The following is a 21,529-nucleotide window of genomic DNA, read 5'->3' as shown; positions in this document are numbered from 1 at the left end:
ATAATGGTTATTTTAATCATCGTACTAGTTGTAGTGGCACTTTTCCTTATTATGAATTACAACAGTTTTCAAAAGCTTAATGTAAATGTTGATAATGCATTTGCGGATCTCGATGCTTTTCTAATGAAACGGGTGGATCAGCTTGATAACTTAATACAAACAGCGCGTCAAGCGACGGATAAAGAAATTGAAGCATTAGAAAATGTTGTTGGGCTACGTCAAGGTATTTTAAAAGCAAGCAATCCAGATGAAAAAATCAAAGCGCATAACCAGTTGACGAAAGAAATGCAAGCTATTACTGTCACAATCGAGCGCTATCCAGAACTCAAATTTAACGAGAACTATTTGCACATTCAACGGTCTATTAATGAAATCGAAGAGCAAATTCAAGCAGCTCGTCGTAACTATAACGGGCATGTCGGTAAATTCAATAAATCTATCGCTGTTTTTCCTGGAAACATCATTGCTGGTTTCTTCCGCTTTACCTCAAGAGAAATGTTTGAAGCACCACCAGAAAAACGGGAAAATGTGGATGTAAAAGCGTTATTTAATCGCTAAACAGATAATAAAGCTGTGGGTCGATAAGAGTTGGCCCACAGCTTTTTAATTATAAAGTGTCATGACGATTATTAACATGAGGTATTATCTTTATAAAGCGCGTGTAAAAAATCTTGCTTATTCGTACATTTTATTAAATCTTTAATCTTTTGAAAGTTATCTAAGAGGTTGGCTAACCATTTGTACATTTGCTGAAAGTCTTCGTCACTGTTTTTTTCAATATTTAATAAGCAGATAAGTTGGACAGATTGCGCTCCCCATTTTATCGGTTTTTTTAATGTGCAAAATGTTAAAAAAGTCCGCTCCGTTTGAGGGTGAAGTGGGTGCGGAATAGCTATAAGATTGCCGAACGAAGTAGGGGACACCTTCTCCCGGCTCATTAAGTCGTCATAATAGCCGTCATTAACCATACCTTTGGTCATTAATTGTTTAGCTAAAAACGTTAAAGTCTCCTCTTTTGTTTCAGAAGAGTGATTAAGAAAAATAAAGTCCTCATTAATATAGGATTTAAATGAGACAGTGCTGTCGGTATTTTTCAAAACATGACTAATACGATCAACATCATGCTTTGTTGGAATAGCTGAAATGACAACGACAGGTATACCAATATTTTTTCGAATAGGTACGGTACTAACAATAAAATCGAGGGAATGCTTTTCTAAATTATGAAGGTGATGATAGCCAGTTGTGCCTATGATCTCCAGTTTCCCATCGAAGCTCGCTTGTAATTTATAGTAGAGAAGTTTCGCGGTACCTATCCCTGTGGCACAGACGATCATACATTTTTTGCGGTGACTAGTTAGCTTCTTTCGTTCGATAGCTGCCCCGATATGAAGGGCAATAAAGCCAATTTCGTTCTCGTGGATATCGATGTCCAGTTCTTCTTTAAGTACAAGACTAGCCATGATGGCAGCTTCCATCGCCACTGGATAGTGATTTTTGATTTCGTGTAGTAAGGGATTGCGCAAATTCATACCGTATTTATGCCTCGTAATAGCAGGACGTAAGTGGGTACAAAGGGCAACTATCAACTCCTGGTCGAATAAACGTAAATGAAGTTTCTCGTCTATTTTATTTAGCATACACATCGTTAAACGATAGATATCTTCAGCCATTATATCTTTTAACTCACAAGAATTTATATCTGAAAAACTACGTAAATTAGTTCCGAGTAAATGAAGGGCAATATAAGCAATTTCTGATGTTGGAAAAGTGACATTAAGCTGTATTTCAAGTTTATGAAGAATAAGTTCAGCAATATGGAATTCTTGTTTTGTACAAATATCAGTTAATCCGGGACTGTCCATATCCACATAATTTTTCTCTTTAATTCGTTTGCAGGCAATCGCAATATGAATAATGAGATTTTTAATCGCCACATCTGACAGGTGAATGTTGGAAGCTTGCAACTGACTATAGACTGTCTGATGGATAATTTTGAGAATTTTTTGGTCTAAAAGAGTGTCAGGACAAGAGATGATATCTGGTTCAACCTCTCGTCTGTTCATGATATATTCAGACATGCAAAACCGAAGTTGGCGTTCTTCTCCTTGAAGACGGAGGCCGTGGCCTGGTTTATGGGCTAAGGAGATATGAAAGCGTTCTAATTCTTTTTTCAGCGCCTTTATATCATTTTTTATTGTCGATTCACTGATATGCAGAGCGGCAGCCAGATCGTCTGATTTAATATAGTTGTTGGCTAATAGCAGTCTTATAATCATAAAACGTACCCGTTCAGCGGGAGTTTCGGGCGAAATTTTGGTATTCCTTGAAAGGAGAGTGACAAAATTTTTAAACGTAGTTTCGTGAATAACCTTAAGGTGATAGCCTTGCCCTCGAATGGATTGAAGTCTCATGCCATTTTCCACAAGTGTAGGCTCCATCTCTTTAATGTCGTTTCGCACAGTTCTTGATGTGACGTGAATAATAGAGGCAATGTCATCACTACTGACAGGGTTGTCTGCTTTCAATAGTTCATTAAAAATAGCTTGTTTACGCTGAGTTAACATGTCTCCTCCCCTCTTTGGTGTGCGAAATTACGTGTGATGGCGGAAAGGTAATCATCCCACTTATTAGTAGTTTAAGTGGGAGAGGGTTAGTCATGTGAAAGAGTTACCTTCCTCAAAAAATATCAATACTAAACAGGCTATTGATTATCGTGTTGGTAATGAGAGATTTGATTCATTTTATCATAAATCTCTATCATTTCTATTGCCATATCTTTGACTGTTATGGCATTCATCAAGTGATCTTGTGCGTGAACCATAAGAAGTGAGATCACTGTTAGGTTGCCGCTAGTTTCTTTTTGGATGAGTGACGTCTGAATATGGTGGGCTTCATTCAAGGCGTCAACACATGCATCAATTTTTTCTTTGGCAGAGGGGATGTCCCCTTTTCTAGCTTCAGCCAGAGCCTCCATGGCAAGACTTTTTCCGTCACCGCCGTGAAGGATAAGTTGAAAAATAGTAGACTCTAAATTTTCCATATGGTTACTCCTTTTCTATTCGCGTGACTTTAATTATGTTATCCATGGCTTTTATTCGAAGTTTTACTGCTGGATGTTGTTTCTTCCGCAAATTTTTGTCTATCCCATAGTCTGAAAAAACCAAAGTAAATAATTAAACCGATGCTAATATTAATAATCTGCATAATAGAACCTGAAATACTCCCCCCTGTAGCGAGATAACCAGAAATAATGGGTGGCATCGTCCACGGAACAGCAATCCCGGCTGGCTTAGCAACTAAACCAGTGGACATCCCTATATACGTTGTGACGACTAATGTTAAGGGGGTCAAAATAAAGGGAACGATGAGCATCGGGTTTAGCACTACTGGCGTTCCGAAAATCACCGGTTCATTGATGTTAAAGGCCGCTGGTCCTGCTGCTAGTTTACCTAGTTGCTTCATTTGTTTACTCTTAGCCCAAAACAACATCATTAAGACAAGGCCCAAGGTTGCGCCGCTTCCCCCGAGATTAATAAATACTTCAAAAAATTGCTGTGTAAATATATTCGGTAGTTCTTCCCCAGCCTGAAAAGCGAGTCTATTTTCATCCATTGCGCCATACCAAATTGGAGCCATAATACCGCCTACAATATTGGCGCCGTGAATGCCTGCTGACCAGAGAAACATCATAATAAATACAGCGACCAGACTGCCTAAAAGAGATCCTCCTACGAGAGAGAGGGGGGCACCAACAACCTGAAAAACGAGATTGTGTAAATCACCGAATGGTGTCATCTCAATCACAATTCTGGCGATCCAAATCGTTGTAATGACGGCAAACCCTGGGATGAGAGCTATAAATGATTTAGTTACAGCAGGCGGTACGCCGTCGGGCATTCTAATAACTAAATTTTTACTAACAATAAAACGGTAAATTTCAGTTGATACCATTGCAATAATGAGAGCAATGAACAGTCCTTGACTTCCAGTTAAAGCTAGGGGAATCCCTCCATCCACTAGGATGGCTTCCGATTCTCCGCTCGGTATGAATGACACTTGATAAGGGGTAGCCAATAAAAAAGCTGCTAAAGAAATGGCGCCAGAAGTTAAGGCATCTAGTTCATACTTTTCTGCCAGCCGGTAGGCGACGCCGAAACCTGCGATAAGCGCCATAATATCAAATGTCACACCGACGGGGTATTGAAGTTTGGTGGCCCATTCGTCACCAAATATGTTTGCCATAAAGTCTGTATATCCAGGAACAGGTAAATTGGCTAAAATCAAAAATACTGAGCCAACAATAATAAGTGGCATTGTAAGGATAATACCGTCTCTAAGAGCTTGGAGGTGCCTTTGAGCAGCGAGCTTTCCTGCAAACGGCATGACCTTACGTTCTAATAGTGTAGTGAAGTTACTCATCGGTGATCCCCTCCTATTTTTCTGCCATTGACTCTGCGTGCTTTAACACTTCTGCACCATCTGCTGTACCATAATGAAGGGTGTTAATAACATCCACGGGTACTCCTTTGGATTTTCCTAATTCAGCCATATCGTTAAGCATAAACCTCACTTGGGGTCCCAGTAACAACACATCAGCCTTGTCAATTTGTTTTCGTGCCTGTTCGCCAGGCACCGCCCATATGGTGTAGTCTTTCCCTTGCTCTTTTGCGGCTTTTTCCATTCTGCTCACTAGAAGACTTGTTGACATACCGGCTGCACAACATAACAAAATATTCATTTAGTAAACCCCTCTCTAGTAAAATGTTTTAGATGTTTATACATTTTATTTTATTTTAAAAGCGCTTACATTTGAATCTAGGTTTTTTCCGTATCACTATGGAAAAAGATTATTCTTTAAATTTGTTCTAAACAGTCATGAGATTGTAAGAAAGGTAGCGGCTATACAATAGGCTAATAAGCTATGCTATCGATAGTTGTGATAATAAAACGAGGTGATAATAGAATGAAACATACATTTGTTAGTCATCTGTTTGCGAGTATTGTAGGTATGATTGCTGTTCTACTCATCGTGCTAAGCTTTGTTATCGTCGTCTTTTGGCCGGCAACTGATCAGGATGAGCCAGTTTTAGGGGAGGAAGAGGGAGAATATATTGAACCAACGGCTTATCAAACGGCTGATTTAATAGAGGATCGACTCTTTTTGGGGGAAGAAGAGGCAGAAAATGAGGTCATTTTCGTGTTAGATTATGCTTGTCCTTATTGTAAAGAATGGGTAGAAGAGATTTATGGACAGTTGAAGGACGATTATATTGATTCAGGAGATGTAAAGTTTTATATTTTGCCCCAAGTATTTTTAAGTAAAGAATCGCTGGCGCTGACAGAATTTACAGAGAAGGTGGCACAGCGTTATCCTGAACAATATTTTGATGTCACTCATAAAATATATGAAACATTTGAAGACGCCCATTGGGGGTCAGAAGCGTATATTGAAAGCTTAGCTTCAGAATTTGACTTGAATGAGTGGGAAGAGATTGAGCTTGATTATGATGTTATCAGACGAACAAGGCAAGTGACGCGTGGATTAGACGTTGAGGTCGTGCCTTCAATTTACGTGAATGGCTATAAAATTGAAGATATGATGGACTACGAAGAAATCAAACACCTACTCGAAACAACGGAACGAGCAAAATGGCCTAGCAGCGGTGAAAGTTGTGGCGAAAATGATGATGATTGCTAACTAAATGATGATTATGAGCAGTGACGGTTAAAGGTGAGAGTATATCTCGCCTTTTTGTATTTTATCAACGTGTTCGTAAATCTCCCGGATCAAGACAGAAGGATAAGTTAGGCTATATAGGCTGGAGATAACGGACGCTACCCAACTCCCGATCAGTGGGAGAAGAATGAAGTTCGTTTTAGAACCTGCCCCTCTTTATCTTTAGATAAGAAGTTTTGGCAATAATCGCGTCATTGGGGAAGTAAAATAAGCGGAGATTTTTCGGTTATATGGAGGGATGAGCTCATTATGGAGAATATAAGAGGAAATTTTCCGATTATCTAAAGCAAAATGCCCCATTTCTCATATTTTACGGCTCATTAGCGGAATCCCTCCGTCTATTTAAGCTATTGCCATGATTAATGACTATTTAAGAGAATTTATTCCGTCTATTTCTCAGAGTGGGTTCTAAACCTGATCCTCCACATGATAAAAACCGATCCTCACGATCCCTAAGGCGTGAACCAGTACTTTTTTCACCGTCTTGTCACGTAGCTTTAAATACTATAAGGAGACTTCTCCTTTGCGAAGTGCCAGTCTTTTCAACTAAGGATAGACTTATCCGGCCCCATTCATCCCCTCACGAAGCCACCTTTAATTGAATATGGATCTTTATGGCTTTAAATACTAAGAAGTTCGGTTTTGAAATTTCAAACATCGTTTAGCCACACTTAAAGTGAACGATAGGTCTGCTCTAAAAGAATGGTATGCATAATTTTCCTGTAAGGACAAATACTGAAAAACAACTAGGAGGCTGGTAGGTGAGAACTAAATGACCCACAAGGTTATATTGCATGAGAAATTAGCGCTTATTCAAGAGCAGCTTGGTAAGTCGACAGATGTGGTATATCACTGTTTTACAACCTGGAGCGGCCAACCGTGTGCATTAGTATACATTGAAGGGATCGTAAGTCGTGAAGGTGTTCAACGGTATGTGTTGGAACCATTGATAAGAAGTCATGAGCGAAAGCAATCCTTTCATGACTTACTTGAAAATGTATTTTTGAAAAAGCACCTTGCAGTTGCTGGCTATCGTATTTGTCATGACATCGGAAACGCTTTGCAAGAATTATTGGACGGCTCCGTTTTGTTACTGATGGATCAAGAAGTGACGATGGCGTCATTTCCATTAGGCAAATATGAGATGCGCCAAGTGAATGAATCGACCAATGAAAACGTCATACGTGGGCCTAAGGAAGCTTTTGTAGAAGATTTAAAAACAAATATAAGCTTACTTCGTCGGAAGATTAAAAGTGAAAAGTTAACAGTTGAAATGTTGCGTTTTGGAGAATTAACTCACACAAAAGCTTCTGTTCTATATATTAACGGAGTATGTGAGGCACAATTGGTTCATGAAGTGAAAGAAAGACTAGGAAAGATTGAGTTGGACGGTGTACTAGATTCAGGTTACTTAGAAGCTTTTCTGGAAGATGAACCAATGTCACCGTTTCCACAGCTAGAGAATACTGAGCGACCGGATGTCGCAGCGGCATCGTTATTGGAAGGTCGAATCGCCATTTTGTTAGATGGGTCACCCGTTTGTTTGATAGCGCCCGTCACATTTTTTATGTTAATGCAAGCAGCTGAAGATTATTATCAACGAGCAATGGTTGGCACATGGGTAAGGTGGATTCGTTTCTTTTCCATTCTACTATCTCTAACACTTCCCTCATTATATGTAGCGATTACAACGTTTCATGCAGAGGTGCTTCCCACAAACTTGATGTTAACCATTGCAGCAGCAAGAGACATCGTCCCATTTCCAGCATTATTGGAAGCGTTGATGATGGAACTGACCTTTGAAGTGTTGCGGGAAGCGAGTGTTCGTATTCCGAAACCGTTAGGACAAGCCATTTCTATTCTTGGTGCCCTCGTAATCGGGACGGCTGCTGTTCAAGCAGGGATTGTCTCAGCGCCTATGGTCATCGTTGTGTCATTGACGGGAATCACTTCTTATGTGGTCCCACATAATAATTTAGGTACTTCAATTCGTCTCCTTCGCTTTCCTGTTCTTGTTATGGCCAGTGTATTTGGTGTTTTCGGGATCATGATCTGTTTCGTTCTTATTATTCTTCACTTATGTACGTTACGTTCGCTCGGTACCCCTTATCTCACGCCGTTAAATTGGTCTGAATGGAAGGATGTTTTTGTGCGTGTCCCTTGGACAATGATGAAAAATCGACCAAGCCTGTTTGGTACTGCTCATAACAAAGCCAGAACAGAAGATTTAACAGGCACTCACAAACTCAAGGAAGAAAAACCATGATGAAAAAACAATGGCGAGGGACAGTTTTAATAGTTTTAATTCTGATCATGCCAGGGTGCTGGTCACTAATAGAAATTAATGATAATGCTTTAGTGACAGCTGTCTACTTGGATATAACAGAAGAGGGTCTTGTAGAGCTTACCCTTGGATTTCCGTTAACGACACGGATGATTCCTGGAGACATCGGAGGAACCGCTGATGGTGGGGATTTATATGCTACTGTGACAAAAACAGCAGAAAATATTCCTACAGCCTATCGAAAAATCCAAGCAGATTTACCTCGAATAATTACTTGGGGGCATACACGAGTCATTGTCTTTAGTAGCGAATTTGCTGAAAATGGGGTGTATGAATCGCTTGAGTTTTTCACGCGCCAACCAGATTTCCACTTAACGGCATCCGTGTTTATTACGTCAGATAAAGCAGCTGACATTGCAAGTTTAACACCGGTCTTTGAGAGACTGCCATCCGAGGTGATCCATGAATTTGTGAATCATGAAGTGACCCTTGATGTGAAGGTAAAAGATTTTATGAGGGCGTATCATTATGGCGGTAATACGCTAGCTCCTCTTCTAACGATAGGGGAAAAACCGATGATAAGTGAAGGGGGAGAGAAAAGTACATGGGTAGGAACTGGAGGGGCTGCTCTTTTTCATGAAGGTAGAATGGTAGGTGAGCTATCAGTGCCACTTATGCGTGGTGCTATGTGGTTTGAACGCCGAACAGAGGATGCAGTGATAACAATAGACTCGTTCACGGATGGAAAACCGGTGAGTATCATTGTCCTATATGCGGACATAAAAAAGAAACCCCAGATAAAAGATGGAAATGTTCTATTTGAACTGACCATTGAAGTAGATGATGATCTATTAGCAGTCGATTCTGATATTGATGTTACAGTGCCGTCTCTTCTTCATAAACTTGAAAAACAATTTGCAGCTGCAATAAAAGAAAGAATTGAAGGCGCATTCAAAGAAACCCAAGTCCATCAAGCAGATGTTTTTAATATCGGACAATATATAGAATGGTATTATCCTGACTATTGGGAAGAGGTTAGGCCACAATGGCATGAGAAATATAGTGACGTTATGTTAGATTGTGACGTCACGATCAAAATTAACAGACCAGGTTCAGTGAAAAATCCACCGTGGGCAAAAGAGGAAATTGAGATTTAAATGAGAGGTGAGCGAAGTGATCGTATTGCTGCTAGTGAGTGCCTTCGTGATGATTTACGAATGGCGTTATCTGAAAAAGCGTCGGATGGATAGACGGACATACATTTTGTCACTTGGCATTTATGTCATGTCAGTTGGCTATGCAGCATGGGTTATGTTGTATGACATTTCCGCTGTTACGACACCTAACCTCGTGATTCATGATATATTCCGTCCCATTCAATATATCATCGCATTGGAATGGCTCACGATATGACGCGTCATTTGGAGAGAATTTCACAGACACAGTTGATGATGGGGATGTTCTTTTTTGTGTTTGGAAGCCACGGTTTTCTCATGAGTCCATTAATAGAAAAGGGAAGTTATGCCGCTGGGGCGGGGATGTTGTTGGCTAATGTTATAGGGGGAGTGATCGTGTGGGCAGCTGTGATTTTATGTCGTTCATTGCCTAGCACGTCATTTATTGATGATGGGCATCTCGTTCTCGGGAAGTGTTTGCACTATCTTTTTATGGCGTATTTAGGCTTTTTTTTCTTCCATTTAGCAGCCTTTTATGTCAGACAGTTTAACGATTTTATTGTGCAAACCTTCTTGCCGGGTACGCCAAATGCCATGATAGCATTTTTAATAACGTTCATAATTGTAGTGGCGGTTCGAGCTGGAATAGAACCGATTTTCCGTTTTGCACAAGTATTCTTTCTGTTTACCATTTTCAGTTCATTAATCATCCCCTTTTTACTAGGGAAAGATCTAAATTTTGATATGTCTATCGCATTTGTAACGCATGTCATAAAACCTGTTTTATTACAATCTGCCATGTATACAACGCCGTGGTATGCAGACATGGTCGTTATTGTATTCTTTTATCATGCGTTAGCCCGCCAGCAAAAAACGATTAAAAGTGTTTTTGTCGGTTCGCTTTTGACGACTTTCGTCTTTCTACCTTTTACAATAAACATTATTATGCGATTTGGACCGTATCTTTCAGCGGAAATGACTTATTCAGGACACGAACTTCTGAGATCTATTAGTGTGGCTGATTTTTTAGAGAATGTTGATCCGTTTTTTATATCGCTATGGTTTTATGCTGTTGTTATTAAAGTGTGTATATGTTTTTATAGTGCTACCCTCGTTGCTGCAAAAGTATGTGGATTAAGAGATTACCGCGTGCTTGTTCCTGCAATAGGCTTTTTTCTTTTTGGATTCAGTATGCATATGAGTGAGAATGCGTCAGAGGTGTACCACTTTTTGCTCGAAAGCTGGGTTGGCTATGCATGGATTGTCGTATTAATTCCAGTGTTGTACCTTGTAGTTGCTAAACTGAGAGGGATCAATCAGGAAACGATACATAATGAAAACTATTAAAAAATATGAATGGCGCCCAATTTAACCGTGTTAATACGTATTACATAAGGGAGGGACACACACTAATTTTGTTAGCATTCAAGAGGGTGTATAAGATTGAATTGGATGTCGATACGACTGGGACAGAAAAAGAGTCAATAGAGAGAGAGCACGAACTTTATCACAGATAAGCGTTCGTAAAACCCTGCTAACATAAAGTGAAAAGCTAAATCTATTTAGACGAGAGTTAACGGTCGCTAATGTCTTGATTGCCACAACTACTAATCAGTGTGGAAGAGCGCAAATCCCCACTGATTGAAAGTTCGTTCTATAACTCATGATTTTTACGTAAATGACTTAGATGCTAAGTTCTGCTTATAGATGCCAAATACGAAACATACAACGATGACTTGTCCTAGGAAAAAAATCTTGAACTGTGTTCTTTAGGTGTGTTACTGTATATATAGATAATAACAGTTTAGCCTTTTAAAGAATATGGTAGGGAGGTCACAGTTGTGAATTGGAAGCAGTGTCGACAATTAATAGTATATGAATGGACGAATACCCCATTCTACTTTTATTTATTAAATGGTGCACTAGCCATTTTGGCAGGGTATTTTGGTGCGCAGGTGATGCCAGAAATGCTCCAAGCAGAGAATAAAGTGATGGGGCTGGACATCGTGTTTATCTTTGGTCTCATCATAAACGCATACTTGTATAGACCTAAGGCATTCACGTTAAAGGAAGTAAAAAACAATTTGCATGTGGCGCCTATTCAATTGATGTTACGGCAGATGGCGATTAAGCCTGAAACGATCATGACTAGCAGAATGATTGCGAATAGTATCATGATACTAGGGTGGAGTATCATCTTTCTTATAACTTTTCATCGTCTTTTACCGCAACAGACACTGACGGAAATGTTTCCTCATTTTATATCCTTTTCATCTGTATGGGTGTTACTCGTTCTCGTGTTAGCCGGCATGATCCCTGCGGCCGAGCCAGGTGACGTGATGAAACCAGTAGAAATATTCTTCTGGCTTATTGTCATTGTCCTTTTTGGTGGCATACTTGTATTGGGAGTGCGGTTTATGACTGGGTCCTTCTTGTTTGAATGGGTGTTATTAGGGATAAAAACGATGCCAACTCTCTTTCCTTTTCTCGTGCTCCCATTGCCGATGATTGCTACATGGGCATGGTGCTATTATATGAAACGCTATATGAAAAGGACTAATTATGATGTTTAGCAGAGGAGATGTCTTAGCATGATAAGACAGTTAATGAGCTTTGAGCTAAAACATACACCTATAAGACAGTATGTATTCTTATGTGTGGGAAGCTTGCTTGCAAGTTATAGCCTTTGGAATCGGCGAATCGCTGTCAGTATGAGGCAGGTGGATTACCATGTCTGAACTATTACCGATTACGATTAATGAAAATAGCAGAACACCGATTTACGACCAAATTGAAACTCAATTAAAAGCGTTAATCGTCAGTGGGAAATTACCAGCTGGCACGGCACTTCCTTCAATTAGAAAGTTAGCCTCTACCTTATCATGTAGTGTCATTACAACCCGACGGTCTTATCAAAACTTGGAGCAACATGGTTATATTAAAACCATTCAAGGTAAAGGGACGTTTGTGGAAGAAATAGACATTGAGGATCAGGATATTCAAAAACAGGAAGCGGTTAAAGAGGTGCTAAGCGAAGCTATCCGTATTGGAAAAAGCTATCAATATTCACATGACGAATTATCTCGCTTATTTCAAGAACTATTAAAGGAGGCTGACCAGTATGATTGAAATGACAGGCGTGACGAAAACAATTGATAAGACCTTTACATTCGGACCAGTTGATTTTAAGATTGAGCCGGGAACAGTGACAGCTTTAATCGGTAACAATGGCGCAGGGAAAAGCACATTACTGCGCATATTGACAGGGATGGTCTTTAATGATGGCGGAACAATTATGCGGTTTAGTTCTCACATAAAGGATGTGGAGTGGAAAGAGCACATCGGTTACGTTCCCCAAACAATGATTGGCTATGACTACTTTACATTATCTCAGTTAGCTGACCTTTACAGAATTGGGTTTAAAGAGTGGGATGAGGAGGCTTTTCAAAGATTAATAGACATATTTGATCTGCCACTTTCAAAACGGCTCGATGCGATGTCTACTGGTATGCAAAAACAAGGACTTTTTGTACTCGCCTTAGCACGGAGAACAAAGCTACTTATTATGGATGAGCCGTTAGCTGGGGTAGATATAGAAAGTCAAGTTAAAATGAGAGAGTTGTGGGTCAATTACCTTGATGAAGATCCGGAAAGAGCTATATTATTTGCCACCCATATCCCAGAAGAAGTAAAAGAATTTGCAGATTATATTGTATGTATGTACGGGGGAGGGATAACTGGGACATACGAAAAGGATGAGCTTCAGCAACAATACGGTCGAATATGGGTTACTGCTAGAGAAGAAGAATTACGAAACCTCCCCGGTGTCATAGACGTAAAGCTTAGTGGTACGGCATGCGAGGTTATGACAAAAGCATTACCAGAAACAGAGCAAATACTGGCTAATAAAGATTATGAGGTTGTTATGCGCCAGTCTCTTAGCTTCACAGATATTTTACACGCGCTTTTAAAAGAGAATAGGCAAAAGGAGAAGGTGTGAGGTCATTAAAATGAAGGAGTGATAAATGTGGAAAAGGTATTGAGTGTGGAAGGATTGGGTAAGAAATTTAAAAACACGCAAGCTATAAAAGATATTTCCTTTCACGTCAACAGAGGAGAAATCATGGCTATTTTAGGCCCGAATGGCGCAGGTAAATCCACGACAATCCGCAACATCATGGGCATTATGTATCCAGATGAGGGGACGATTACGTTCCATAACCACCAAGAAGGAGATTTACCGAGACATTCCATCGGCTATTTACCTGAAGAACGTGGACTTTATAAAAATGTCAATGTGATGGATGTGCTTCTCTACTTTGCTGAACTGAAAGATTACCCTGTAAAAAAAGCGAAGGAGCGAGCATTAACCTATTTAAAAAAATTAGGGCTTGAAGGGAAAGAAAAAAGCTCTGTGGAAGAGCTATCCAAAGGGATGGCACAAAAAGTGCAATTAATCGCATCCATTATCCACGAACCGGAACTTCTCATTTTAGACGAACCGTTTTCTGGTCTGGACCCCGTCAGCCAAGAATTATTTAAAGAGGAAATCATCGCGCTCGCTGCCAAAGGAACGGCGATTCTATTATCTTCTCATCAAATGAATCTAGTGGAAGAGCTGTGTGATCGTCTCTACATGATTAACCAAGGACGAAAAGTTATCTACGGCACAATGGATGACGTTAAGGAACAGTATGCTAACTTTAAGTGTACGATAAAAGGGGCTAATGATCGCACTCTCTTAGAGAAAATTCCGAATGTTCAGCGTATTGAGTATACGGAAGGGAAATCAGTGCTTTATTTAGATGGAGACGTGGATGCCTCCCAATGGATTCCACAGCTTCCTAAAACACTCTCCATTCAAGAAATGGCAATTGACCGTATATCGTTACATGAAATCTTTATTGATATTGCCACAGGAAAGGACAGTCATAAGGAGGTGCCGTATGCGTAACAGTTTAAAGGTAGCTAAGTGGGAAGTGAAACGAAATTTAAAACATAAGTCATTTCTTATTTCATTATTCTTAACGCCGCTAATTTTTATTTTCTTTTTTACGGTTCCCACGTTATTTCAAGGATCTGACGATGACCAAGAAGAGCTCATTGTTGATGTGTATGTTACAGATGAGTTAGGCGTGACAGAAGATATTGAAAGATTGGTACAAGACATGGCGAATTATTGGGTCGTCCATAGAGCAGCTGATTCTGAGCAAGCGTTAGAAGAAGTAAAAGAGGCTGAACGAGCGGTGTATCTTCCTTTAACAGAAGAGAACATAACGTCCGGTACGATTGACGTGTTTGCTTCAACAGAATTGGGTGAGGTTGAGTTTAGTCAGCTTATGGCGATTGAACCGATTATAAAAGCAGCTCAGCTGGAAGAGTACGGCTTTACAGATGATGAAGTAGCCGTTGCCGTTAATCCGATCGCCTTAGAGCGACAAAGCGCCGATACTTCATCAGAAATGAATGAAAATGACATAGACATGGGGCCGTCATTTGAACGCATTATCCCGGCAGGATTCGCTGGACTCATTTTATTTTCAGTCGTCATTACAGGGATGATGATATTTCAAAGCGCGTCTCAAGAGAAGAAAGAAAAGGTAGCAGAGATGGTGTTGTCGTCACTAACACCGACAGAGCTTATGCAAGGAAAAATTATTGGCTATTTTGCATTAGGGCTTATTCAAAGTATCGTATGGATTGGTGTCGCTTCTCCAATAATCGTTTGGCGATTTGACCTCCCTGTTATGACTTATTTGTTTGTGCCTGAACTAGCCGTCTTAATATTCATCGCTTTAGCAGGTTACTTACTGTTTGCAGCTATCTTTGTAGGTATCGGGGCTACCGTGGAGGATATGACAGCATCAAGTAATTTTCAAGGGCTTATTTTCATGCTCCCATGGCTGCCATTTATTCTAATTGGGCCAATTTTACACGACCCAGAAGGATTGATTGCTCAAGTAGGTTCCTTCATTCCTGTAACAGCTCCAGGTGTTTTGCTCATTCGATTAGCCATATTGGAAGAATGGCCTTGGATTGAACTTATATTAGCACTAGTCGTGCTTGTCATAAGTATTTGGTTGTTAATGAAATTAGCTGGGAAGATCTTCAAAACAGGTATTTTGATGTACGGAAAAAATGCTACTCCTAAAGAGATTTGGAAATGGATGAGACAATAGCTCTATGTTAACTATCGATTAACTAAGTCGTTGGAAGTTAGTTGGATAATGTGACATAGTGGACTTGACGATTAACAAAACGTTAGCTATTCTAAGAGTAGAGTTAATTTAGAACGGAGGTGGATAGAGATGAATCAAGCTGTTTTTAACATAGCACGACAACGTTATGTCACATTTTTATATATTGTTCGTGCTGTTTTTTATGCTGTTGCCGTCAAAGGGGGAAGTCTGCCCTTTTTTAGCAACTTCATAAAAAGTAATAAAACAGTAAGAGCATCTCTATCCCAAGATATAATAAGAACGAGCGACGTGGGAGAGCTTACTTAAAGCTCTCTTTTTCTATAGGCAAAAACTTAAGCTATAGTGGTGTTATGTAGGTTTGCACCTATGTCACACATGTCGTCGCATGTCTTCAGAAGACACGTAAAATGTGTGTTTTTTGTAGACAATTTATGTAAATTTAGGGCCGTGGGGATTTTCTTCCTCACGGTTTTTTGTGTTGGTAAAATAAAAAGGAGGACTAATCGATGATTAGATGCAGCGGGAAAAATATTACCCAGTCATTTACTGGTGAATCTATATTAACTAATATTACTTTTGAGATAAAAGCTGGAGAACGTATCGGCATTGTAGGACGGAATGGAAGTGGGAAAACAACGTTATTACGTCTATTAGCAAGTGAAGAGACACCAACTAGTGGCCATATACATTGGAAAAAAGGAACGGCGATAGGATATTTAGCACAAATACCTCATTATCCTAAAGAAATGACAGTAAGGGAGGTCCTTTTAACAGCCTTCGAAAATTTGCGAGCGATGGAAAAAGAATTAATTGAGCTAGAAAAGCAAATGGCTGATGAACGAGATGAACAAGCTTTAATGAAGCTAGCCAGTCTTTACGGAGAAAAACAAGAGCATTTTAGTGCTGTTGGAGGTTATGAAATAGAGAGTCAATTAAATAAAGTTGCTTGTGGTCTTCACCTAATGGCTCTCCTTGATACCGCATTTAACAGCATTAGTGGTGGTGAGAAAACAAAAGTTTGTTTAGCTGTCCTCTTACTTAAAAAACCCGATCTATTACTCTTAGATGAACCGACTAACCATCTGGATTTAGAGGCTGTCGAATGGTTGACTGGCTTCTTAAAAGGAGTGGATGGAACGGTTGTTATTGTCTCGCATGATCGCTATTTTCTCGATGATACGGTGACAAAAATAATGGATTTAGAAGAGGGCGAACTAACAATTTATCATACGAATTATTCACGCTATGTGAAAGAAAAAGAAAAACGGCTGTTAGATGAGTTTCAAAAATATGAACAGCAACAAAAAAAGATTAAAAAAATGAAAGAAGCCATTAAACGTTTAAGAGACTGGGCAAATAGAGCGAATCCCCCTAATGAAGGGCTACACAAACGAGCGAGGAATATGGAGAGAGCCTTACAACGAATGACGAAAATAGCTCGTCCTCCCATCGACAAAAAGAAAATGGCTTTACACCTAGAGGCTACTCACCGAAGTGGTACAGATGTGCTTGTAATGGATAATCTCTCGAAAGTCTTTAACACAAAAAACGTGCTACAAAATATTGCACTGCATCTTCGGTATAAAGAGCGCATCGTCATTATTGGAAACAATGGTGCAGGTAAATCAACCCTTCTTCACATTATTCTAGGTTTGCTGACGCCAGATAGGGGGAGTGTCAAAATAGGCAGCGGAGTGAAGATTGGCTACCTTGCTCAACACGTATTTCATGATAACGTCCTGCAAGGTAAATCTGTGATGGAAGTGTATCGTGAGGTGGTGGCTGTGTCAGAGGAGGAGGCTCGTCACCATTTAGCACGGTTTTTGTTTTTTGGCTATGCCGTTTATAAAAATATTTCTCAGCTTAGTGGCGGAGAGAAAATGCGACTACGGCTAGCACAGTTAATGTATCAAGATATTAATCTTCTTGTACTTGATGAGCCGACCAATCACCTTGACATTGAGTCACGGGATGTCTTAGAAGAAGTCCTTGAATCGTTCGATGGTACGGTATTAGCGGTGTCACATGATAGGTACTTCATTAATAAATTGTTTGACCGTGTTTGTTGGTTAAATAAGGGAAAGCTGCACGTGTTTGAGGGGGATTATGAGTGGGCTAAACGGAAAATGAAAGAAATGGAGGACGTGAAGAAAAAGGAAATACTCTCATCTAGTACGCCAGCGCTAGTTAGTCAAAAAACGAGACGAACAGTAGGCGAAGTGGAAGTGGCGCTTGAACAAGTGGAAAGCCAGTTGTACGCACTAGAAGAAGAGATGGGATCAGCCGATGAATATCAAGCATTAGAGAAGAAAAGGGAGGCGCTTTACATTGAATTAGCGTCCCTTGAGGAGGACGAAAATGAAGCAGTTAATTGAAACGACAGATAAGATGAATACCGTTGAGTCACTATCAGACAGCTTAAAGCAGATGGGGGTTCAAGGCGGGAAGCCTCTTCTCGTCCACTCCTCATTATCAGCCCTTGGGTGGACAAACGGTGGTTCAGTAGCTGTGATACAGGCGTTAATAGAGGTAGTAACCGAGGAAGGGACACTTGTTATGCCTACGCAAAGCGGTGATTTAAGTGATCCGAAAAATTGGCAGTCACCTGCTGTACCGAAAGAGTGGTGGGAAGAGATTAGGTCGACGATGCCAACGTATGACCCTGATAAGACCCCCACATGCGGGATGGGACAAATCGCTGAATTATTCCGGACATGGCCTGGTGTTATAAGGAGTGGTCATCCTTCATTGTCTTTTGCGGCTTGGGGAAAGAGTAATGCTGAAATAATGGCGGATCACCCAATAGCATTTGGATTAGGTGAAGCGTCACCTCTAGCCAAATTATATGATGCGGATGCTTATGTCTTATTTTTAGGCACCCAATATGATACTAATACGTGCTTTCATCTAGGAGAATATCGTGCTCCCTCGTATGACTTACAATGGCAGGGAGCCCCGGTCACATGTAACGGTCAAAGCCAATGGATGACGTATCGTGATATTATACTTGCCGAAGAAGAGTTTTCTAAAATGGGTAATGCCTTTGAACAGAAGTATGAAGTTGTAAAAGGACAAGTGGGTCAAGCTGAAACACGATTATTTTCACTCCGACAGGCCGTTGATTTTTCAACTCAATGGTTTACTGAGAAAAGAAAAGGATAAAATCATACGTTTAATGTTAGTGAAGCGATAGAAGTAGACACTGGGACAAGGTGTTTAAATGCTATTTGATCATTGATCAAATAGCCCTGTATCTTAAAAATTAGTGTATGATAAGCATAGTATCACGTACGAGGAGGTTAAGGGTCATGGTTTTATTTGAAATGAAAGACGTGGAAAAACGGCGGGAAAATACAATTGTTTTTTCACCTTTTCATCTTTCAATAAATGAAGGAGAAATAGTATCAGTTCATACAACGACTGATGGTCGCCAGCAACTGTTAAATTGGCTGACTGGAAATGACCCGATTACAGGTGGGGAAATACGTATTGGAAACAGTGAACTAACAAGTGGTGATTGGACGTATATGCCAGAATTGGGTGTGATATTTCTTGAGGAGGGCGTATATCCACGTTTAAGTGTGAAAGATCACCTTGTTTTTTTAAAAAGACTCTTTCAATCAAAGGAAAAGGTTGATATTGTCGCTCGTAAACTCCAGCTTGAACATCGATTGCAAACGAAAGCTAAGCATCTGTCATATTCTGAAATGAGACGCTTGACTATGGCGAAGCTATATTTTCAAAATCCTCTGGTTATGGTGATAGAAGAGCCAGATCAAAATGTGGACATAGAAACAAAACGGATTTTCATTAATCTTCTTTATGAACTTAAAGAAGAGGGGAAATCACTGTTAATTTTGACAAGTAACATGGAGGCAGCTATAACTTTTGGTGAATCTGTGTACCGTCTTAATGAAAATGGATTAGAAACTGTGGACATGAAGACAGGCTATTCCGATCCCCCTGCTTCTATTGACGAACTAACAGATTTTAAAATTAACAAAATTCCATCGAAAGTAAACGACAAACTCATTCTGTTTGATCCAACAGAAATTGACTATATAGAAAGCTATAGTGGTCAATCCCATTTACACATCCGCAATGAATCTTTTAAGTGTGTTTTCACCATGCAGGAGTTAGAGGATAAATTACGGTCTTTCGGCTTTTTTCGCTGTCATCGTTCTTATATAGTTAACTTACAAAAAGTAAGAGAAGTGATGACGTGGACGAGAAATAGCTATAGCCTTATTATTGATGACAAAGGACATTCACAAATTCCCCTTTCAAAAAACAAAATGGCGGAATTAAAGGATATATTGGGGTTAAAATAACGCCATTCAACTGTTAAAATACTCTTTTCATCGAAAAACAGCTGCGCCTCCTCTCACTATTCTCTAAGCTTATGATGTAACGAAAGCAATTAAATGAGGAGGCTGCATGATGAACGCAATGATAAGTGTGGAGGAATTAAATAAACATTTCTCTCATGAAAAAGCGCTGGATGGACTAACATTTGATGTGAAACAGGGAGAAATTTTTGGCTTTCTCGGCCCAAGCGGCGCAGGGAAAACAACGACGATTAAAATTTTAACGGGGCAACTTCTTCCGACTAGCGGAAAAGCCACGTTATTTAATGTTGACTCTAAGGCAGTAGGAACCCCAAAGTACCTAAAACGTTTGGGAATCATGACTGATAACAGTGGTTTATATCAAAGACTAAATGTTTATGAAAATCTGAAATTGTATGCCGAGTTGTACGAGGTTCCGAATCCGAAAGAGCGAATACGTGATGTGTTGAAGGTTGTGAATCTGTCAGACTCACAGAAAAAACAAGTGTCGAAGTTGTCGAAGGGCATGACTCAAAGAGTGCTCCTTGCCAGGGCTATTTTGCATGAACCAGAATTACTTTTCCTTGATGAACCGACGGCAGCTCTTGATCCGTCTAATTCGCAACATATCCATAATGGATTACGAGAATTGAATAAAAAGGGAACGACGATTTTTTTGACGACACATGACATGTTTGAGGCGGAAACATTGTGCGATCGCGTAGCGTTTTTAAATAAAGGCCGTGTGCAACTTCTTGATGAACCAAGAAAACTTCGGCGGCAGTTTTCAGACAACACGGTAACAGTAGAATTAGCCAATGGAGAGAAACGGGTTTTATCAATGGGAACAGAAAGCGCACAATCCCTGTATGACCTTATGAAAAGTGGAGAGGTAATGGCTATCACGTCCAATGAACCAACTTTAGGTGACATTTTTGTGAATATTACAGGGAGGGAATTGGTATGACATTTTCAATGAAAAGAATGTACGCCATTTTTAATAAAGACTTGAAAGATTTATCTAAAAATATGTATGTACTCACAACGATTATTACGCCCGTTGTTTTAGCTTTCCTTTTCTCAAGACAAGATGAACTCATATTGCAAATGCATTATTTAATTATAAACCTAACCTTTGCTACAGTAGCGACATTTGTCCAAAGTGCTCTCATAGCAGAAGAAAAAGAAAAGAATACGCTGAGAGGACTGATGATGTCTCCTGCTTCTATTGGTGAAATTCTTATTGGGAAAAGTCTCGTAAGTACTATTATGACGGTGGTTACTTTAATTGTATGTATGCGCATTATGGGGTATTCACTTGGGGATGCACCAATCATTATCACCGCTTTTGTCCTGGTGATTAGTTTTTACATCGCACTCGGTACGTGGCTTGGCCTCGTCACCCGGTCACTGATTGAAGCATCTATTGTGATTGTACCAATTATGTTTCTTTTAGGAATGGGAACCTTGTTAATTGAAATTATCGGTGAATATCCAATCCTGTCGTTTTTAGAATATTTCCCGAATTTTCAGCTAGAGTTTTTAGCCTTACGTGTGGAAGAAGGAGCTAGTTGGACAAACTTAGGCAGTTATTTTGGCACCATCGTGCTTTGGCTTATCGCTATGTGTATTCTCACCGTTGTCACCTATCGAAAACGTGCAGTTAATGGAGAATAACTTAATAATTTCCCGGGAAATGACACCTTCGTCTTGAGAGATGGGTGTCTTTTTCTGACGGACAGGATCATTGTAAAGAAAATGACTGAATTGTTTTGTTAATACACTGATATGATGTTGCGGTT

General features: G+C 39.9%; 22 protein-coding genes. 18 read left to right on the top strand and 4 right to left on the bottom strand.

Annotated features, from left to right (window positions below; all coding sequences use genetic code 11):
- Positions 1–3 precede the first annotated feature (3 nt).
- Entirely contained in the window at positions 4–558 is a 555-nt protein-coding gene (locus BK581_RS10935; protein ID WP_078578208.1) for a LemA family protein, read from the top strand.
- Positions 559–629: 71 nt separating this feature from the next.
- On the opposite strand, the gene BK581_RS10930 is transcribed toward BK581_RS10935, so the two are convergent.
- The 4 genes from BK581_RS10930 to BK581_RS10915 form a co-directional block, all read right to left on the bottom strand.
- Entirely contained in the window at positions 630–2,567 is a 1,938-nt protein-coding gene (locus BK581_RS10930; protein ID WP_078578207.1) for a BglG family transcription antiterminator, read from the bottom strand.
- A 137-nt stretch (positions 2,568–2,704) separates the two neighbouring features.
- The gene (locus BK581_RS10925; RefSeq protein ID WP_078578206.1) at positions 2,705–3,043 is read right to left on the bottom strand and encodes a PTS lactose/cellobiose transporter subunit IIA; all 339 of its coding nucleotides are present in this window, start codon (positions 3,041–3,043) and stop codon (positions 2,705–2,707) included.
- Between the two features lie 38 nt (positions 3,044–3,081).
- Positions 3,082–4,422 carry a PTS cellobiose transporter subunit IIC gene (gene celB / locus BK581_RS10920; RefSeq protein ID WP_078578205.1) on the bottom strand — a complete coding sequence of 447 codons (1,341 nt, stop codon included), beginning with the start codon at positions 4,420–4,422 and terminating at the stop codon, positions 3,082–3,084.
- A 13-nt stretch (positions 4,423–4,435) separates the two neighbouring features.
- Positions 4,436–4,741 carry a PTS sugar transporter subunit IIB gene (locus BK581_RS10915; protein WP_078578204.1) on the bottom strand — a complete coding sequence of 102 codons (306 nt, stop codon included), beginning with the start codon at positions 4,739–4,741 and terminating at the stop codon, positions 4,436–4,438.
- Positions 4,742–4,966: 225 nt separating this feature from the next.
- Here BK581_RS10915 and BK581_RS10910 point away from each other — a divergent pair, with 225 nt between their 5' ends.
- The 17 genes from BK581_RS10910 to BK581_RS10840 all read left to right on the top strand — a co-directional run bounded on the left by BK581_RS10910 (position 4,967) and on the right by BK581_RS10840 (position 21,404).
- The gene (locus BK581_RS10910) at positions 4,967–5,701 is read left to right on the top strand and encodes a thioredoxin domain-containing protein (protein ID WP_169837673.1); all 735 of its coding nucleotides are present in this window, start codon (positions 4,967–4,969) and stop codon (positions 5,699–5,701) included.
- An 811-nt stretch (positions 5,702–6,512) separates the two neighbouring features.
- Positions 6,513–8,006, top strand: a complete 1,494-nt coding sequence (locus tag BK581_RS10905) for a spore germination protein (protein ID WP_078578202.1) — start codon at positions 6,513–6,515, stop codon at positions 8,004–8,006.
- Complete coding sequence (locus BK581_RS10900; RefSeq protein ID WP_078578201.1) at positions 8,003–9,181, top strand: Ger(x)C family spore germination protein; 1,179 nt, start codon at positions 8,003–8,005, stop codon at positions 9,179–9,181. The genes BK581_RS10905 and BK581_RS10900 overlap by 4 nt, the downstream gene beginning before the upstream one ends.
- 16 nt (positions 9,182–9,197) lie before the next feature.
- Positions 9,198–9,437 carry a hypothetical protein gene (locus BK581_RS19955; RefSeq protein WP_143709665.1) on the top strand — a complete coding sequence of 80 codons (240 nt, stop codon included), beginning with the start codon at positions 9,198–9,200 and terminating at the stop codon, positions 9,435–9,437.
- On the top strand, positions 9,422–10,546 hold the full coding sequence (locus tag BK581_RS10895; protein ID WP_078578200.1) for a GerAB/ArcD/ProY family transporter: 1,125 nt from the start codon (positions 9,422–9,424) through the stop codon (positions 10,544–10,546). The genes BK581_RS19955 and BK581_RS10895 overlap by 16 nt, the downstream gene beginning before the upstream one ends.
- A gap of 494 nt (positions 10,547–11,040) precedes the next feature.
- Entirely contained in the window at positions 11,041–11,772 is a 732-nt protein-coding gene (locus tag BK581_RS10890) for a hypothetical protein (protein ID WP_078578199.1), read from the top strand.
- 18 nt (positions 11,773–11,790) lie between these two features.
- On the top strand, positions 11,791–11,937 hold the full coding sequence (locus BK581_RS20130; RefSeq protein WP_169837669.1) for a hypothetical protein: 147 nt from the start codon (positions 11,791–11,793) through the stop codon (positions 11,935–11,937).
- Positions 11,930–12,328, top strand: coding sequence for a GntR family transcriptional regulator (locus BK581_RS10885; protein ID WP_078578198.1), 399 nt, complete (start codon positions 11,930–11,932; stop codon positions 12,326–12,328). Before BK581_RS20130 ends, BK581_RS10885 begins: the two co-directional genes overlap by 8 nt.
- Positions 12,321–13,199 carry an ATP-binding cassette domain-containing protein gene (locus BK581_RS10880; RefSeq protein ID WP_078578197.1) on the top strand — a complete coding sequence of 293 codons (879 nt, stop codon included), beginning with the start codon at positions 12,321–12,323 and terminating at the stop codon, positions 13,197–13,199. The genes BK581_RS10885 and BK581_RS10880 overlap by 8 nt, the downstream gene beginning before the upstream one ends.
- A gap of 27 nt (positions 13,200–13,226) precedes the next feature.
- Positions 13,227–14,153: an ABC transporter ATP-binding protein gene (locus BK581_RS10875; protein ID WP_078578196.1), complete on the top strand. Its 927-nt coding sequence runs from the start codon at positions 13,227–13,229 to the stop codon at positions 14,151–14,153.
- Positions 14,146–15,378: an ABC transporter permease gene (locus tag BK581_RS10870; RefSeq protein WP_078578195.1), complete on the top strand. Its 1,233-nt coding sequence runs from the start codon at positions 14,146–14,148 to the stop codon at positions 15,376–15,378. The genes BK581_RS10875 and BK581_RS10870 overlap by 8 nt, the downstream gene beginning before the upstream one ends.
- Positions 15,379–15,507: 129 nt before the next feature.
- Positions 15,508–15,705 carry an RAxF-45 family protein gene (locus BK581_RS10865; RefSeq protein ID WP_078578194.1) on the top strand — a complete coding sequence of 66 codons (198 nt, stop codon included), beginning with the start codon at positions 15,508–15,510 and terminating at the stop codon, positions 15,703–15,705.
- Positions 15,706–15,905: 200 nt separating this feature from the next.
- Positions 15,906–17,774: a ribosomal protection-like ABC-F family protein gene (abc-f, locus tag BK581_RS10860; protein ID WP_078578193.1), complete on the top strand. Its 1,869-nt coding sequence runs from the start codon at positions 15,906–15,908 to the stop codon at positions 17,772–17,774.
- The gene (locus BK581_RS10855) at positions 17,758–18,561 is read left to right on the top strand and encodes an AAC(3) family N-acetyltransferase (RefSeq protein ID WP_078578192.1); all 804 of its coding nucleotides are present in this window, start codon (positions 17,758–17,760) and stop codon (positions 18,559–18,561) included. The genes abc-f and BK581_RS10855 overlap by 17 nt, the downstream gene beginning before the upstream one ends.
- Before the next feature lie 146 nt (positions 18,562–18,707).
- Complete coding sequence (locus tag BK581_RS10850; protein ID WP_078578191.1) at positions 18,708–19,730, top strand: LytTR family transcriptional regulator DNA-binding domain-containing protein; 1,023 nt, start codon at positions 18,708–18,710, stop codon at positions 19,728–19,730.
- A gap of 109 nt (positions 19,731–19,839) precedes the next feature.
- Positions 19,840–20,694: an ABC transporter ATP-binding protein gene (locus BK581_RS10845; RefSeq protein WP_078578190.1), complete on the top strand. Its 855-nt coding sequence runs from the start codon at positions 19,840–19,842 to the stop codon at positions 20,692–20,694.
- Positions 20,691–21,404 carry an ABC transporter permease gene (locus BK581_RS10840; RefSeq protein WP_078578189.1) on the top strand — a complete coding sequence of 238 codons (714 nt, stop codon included), beginning with the start codon at positions 20,691–20,693 and terminating at the stop codon, positions 21,402–21,404. Before BK581_RS10845 ends, BK581_RS10840 begins: the two co-directional genes overlap by 4 nt.
- The last annotated feature ends 125 nt before the right edge of the window (positions 21,405–21,529 follow it).

It is taken from the genome of Salipaludibacillus agaradhaerens (assembly GCF_002019735.1).
GTDB lineage: Bacteria > Bacillota > Bacilli > Bacillales > Salisediminibacteriaceae > Salipaludibacillus > Salipaludibacillus agaradhaerens.
The sequence above is the reverse complement of the archived record's forward strand: the minus strand, read 5'-3'. Positions and strand labels throughout refer to the sequence as shown.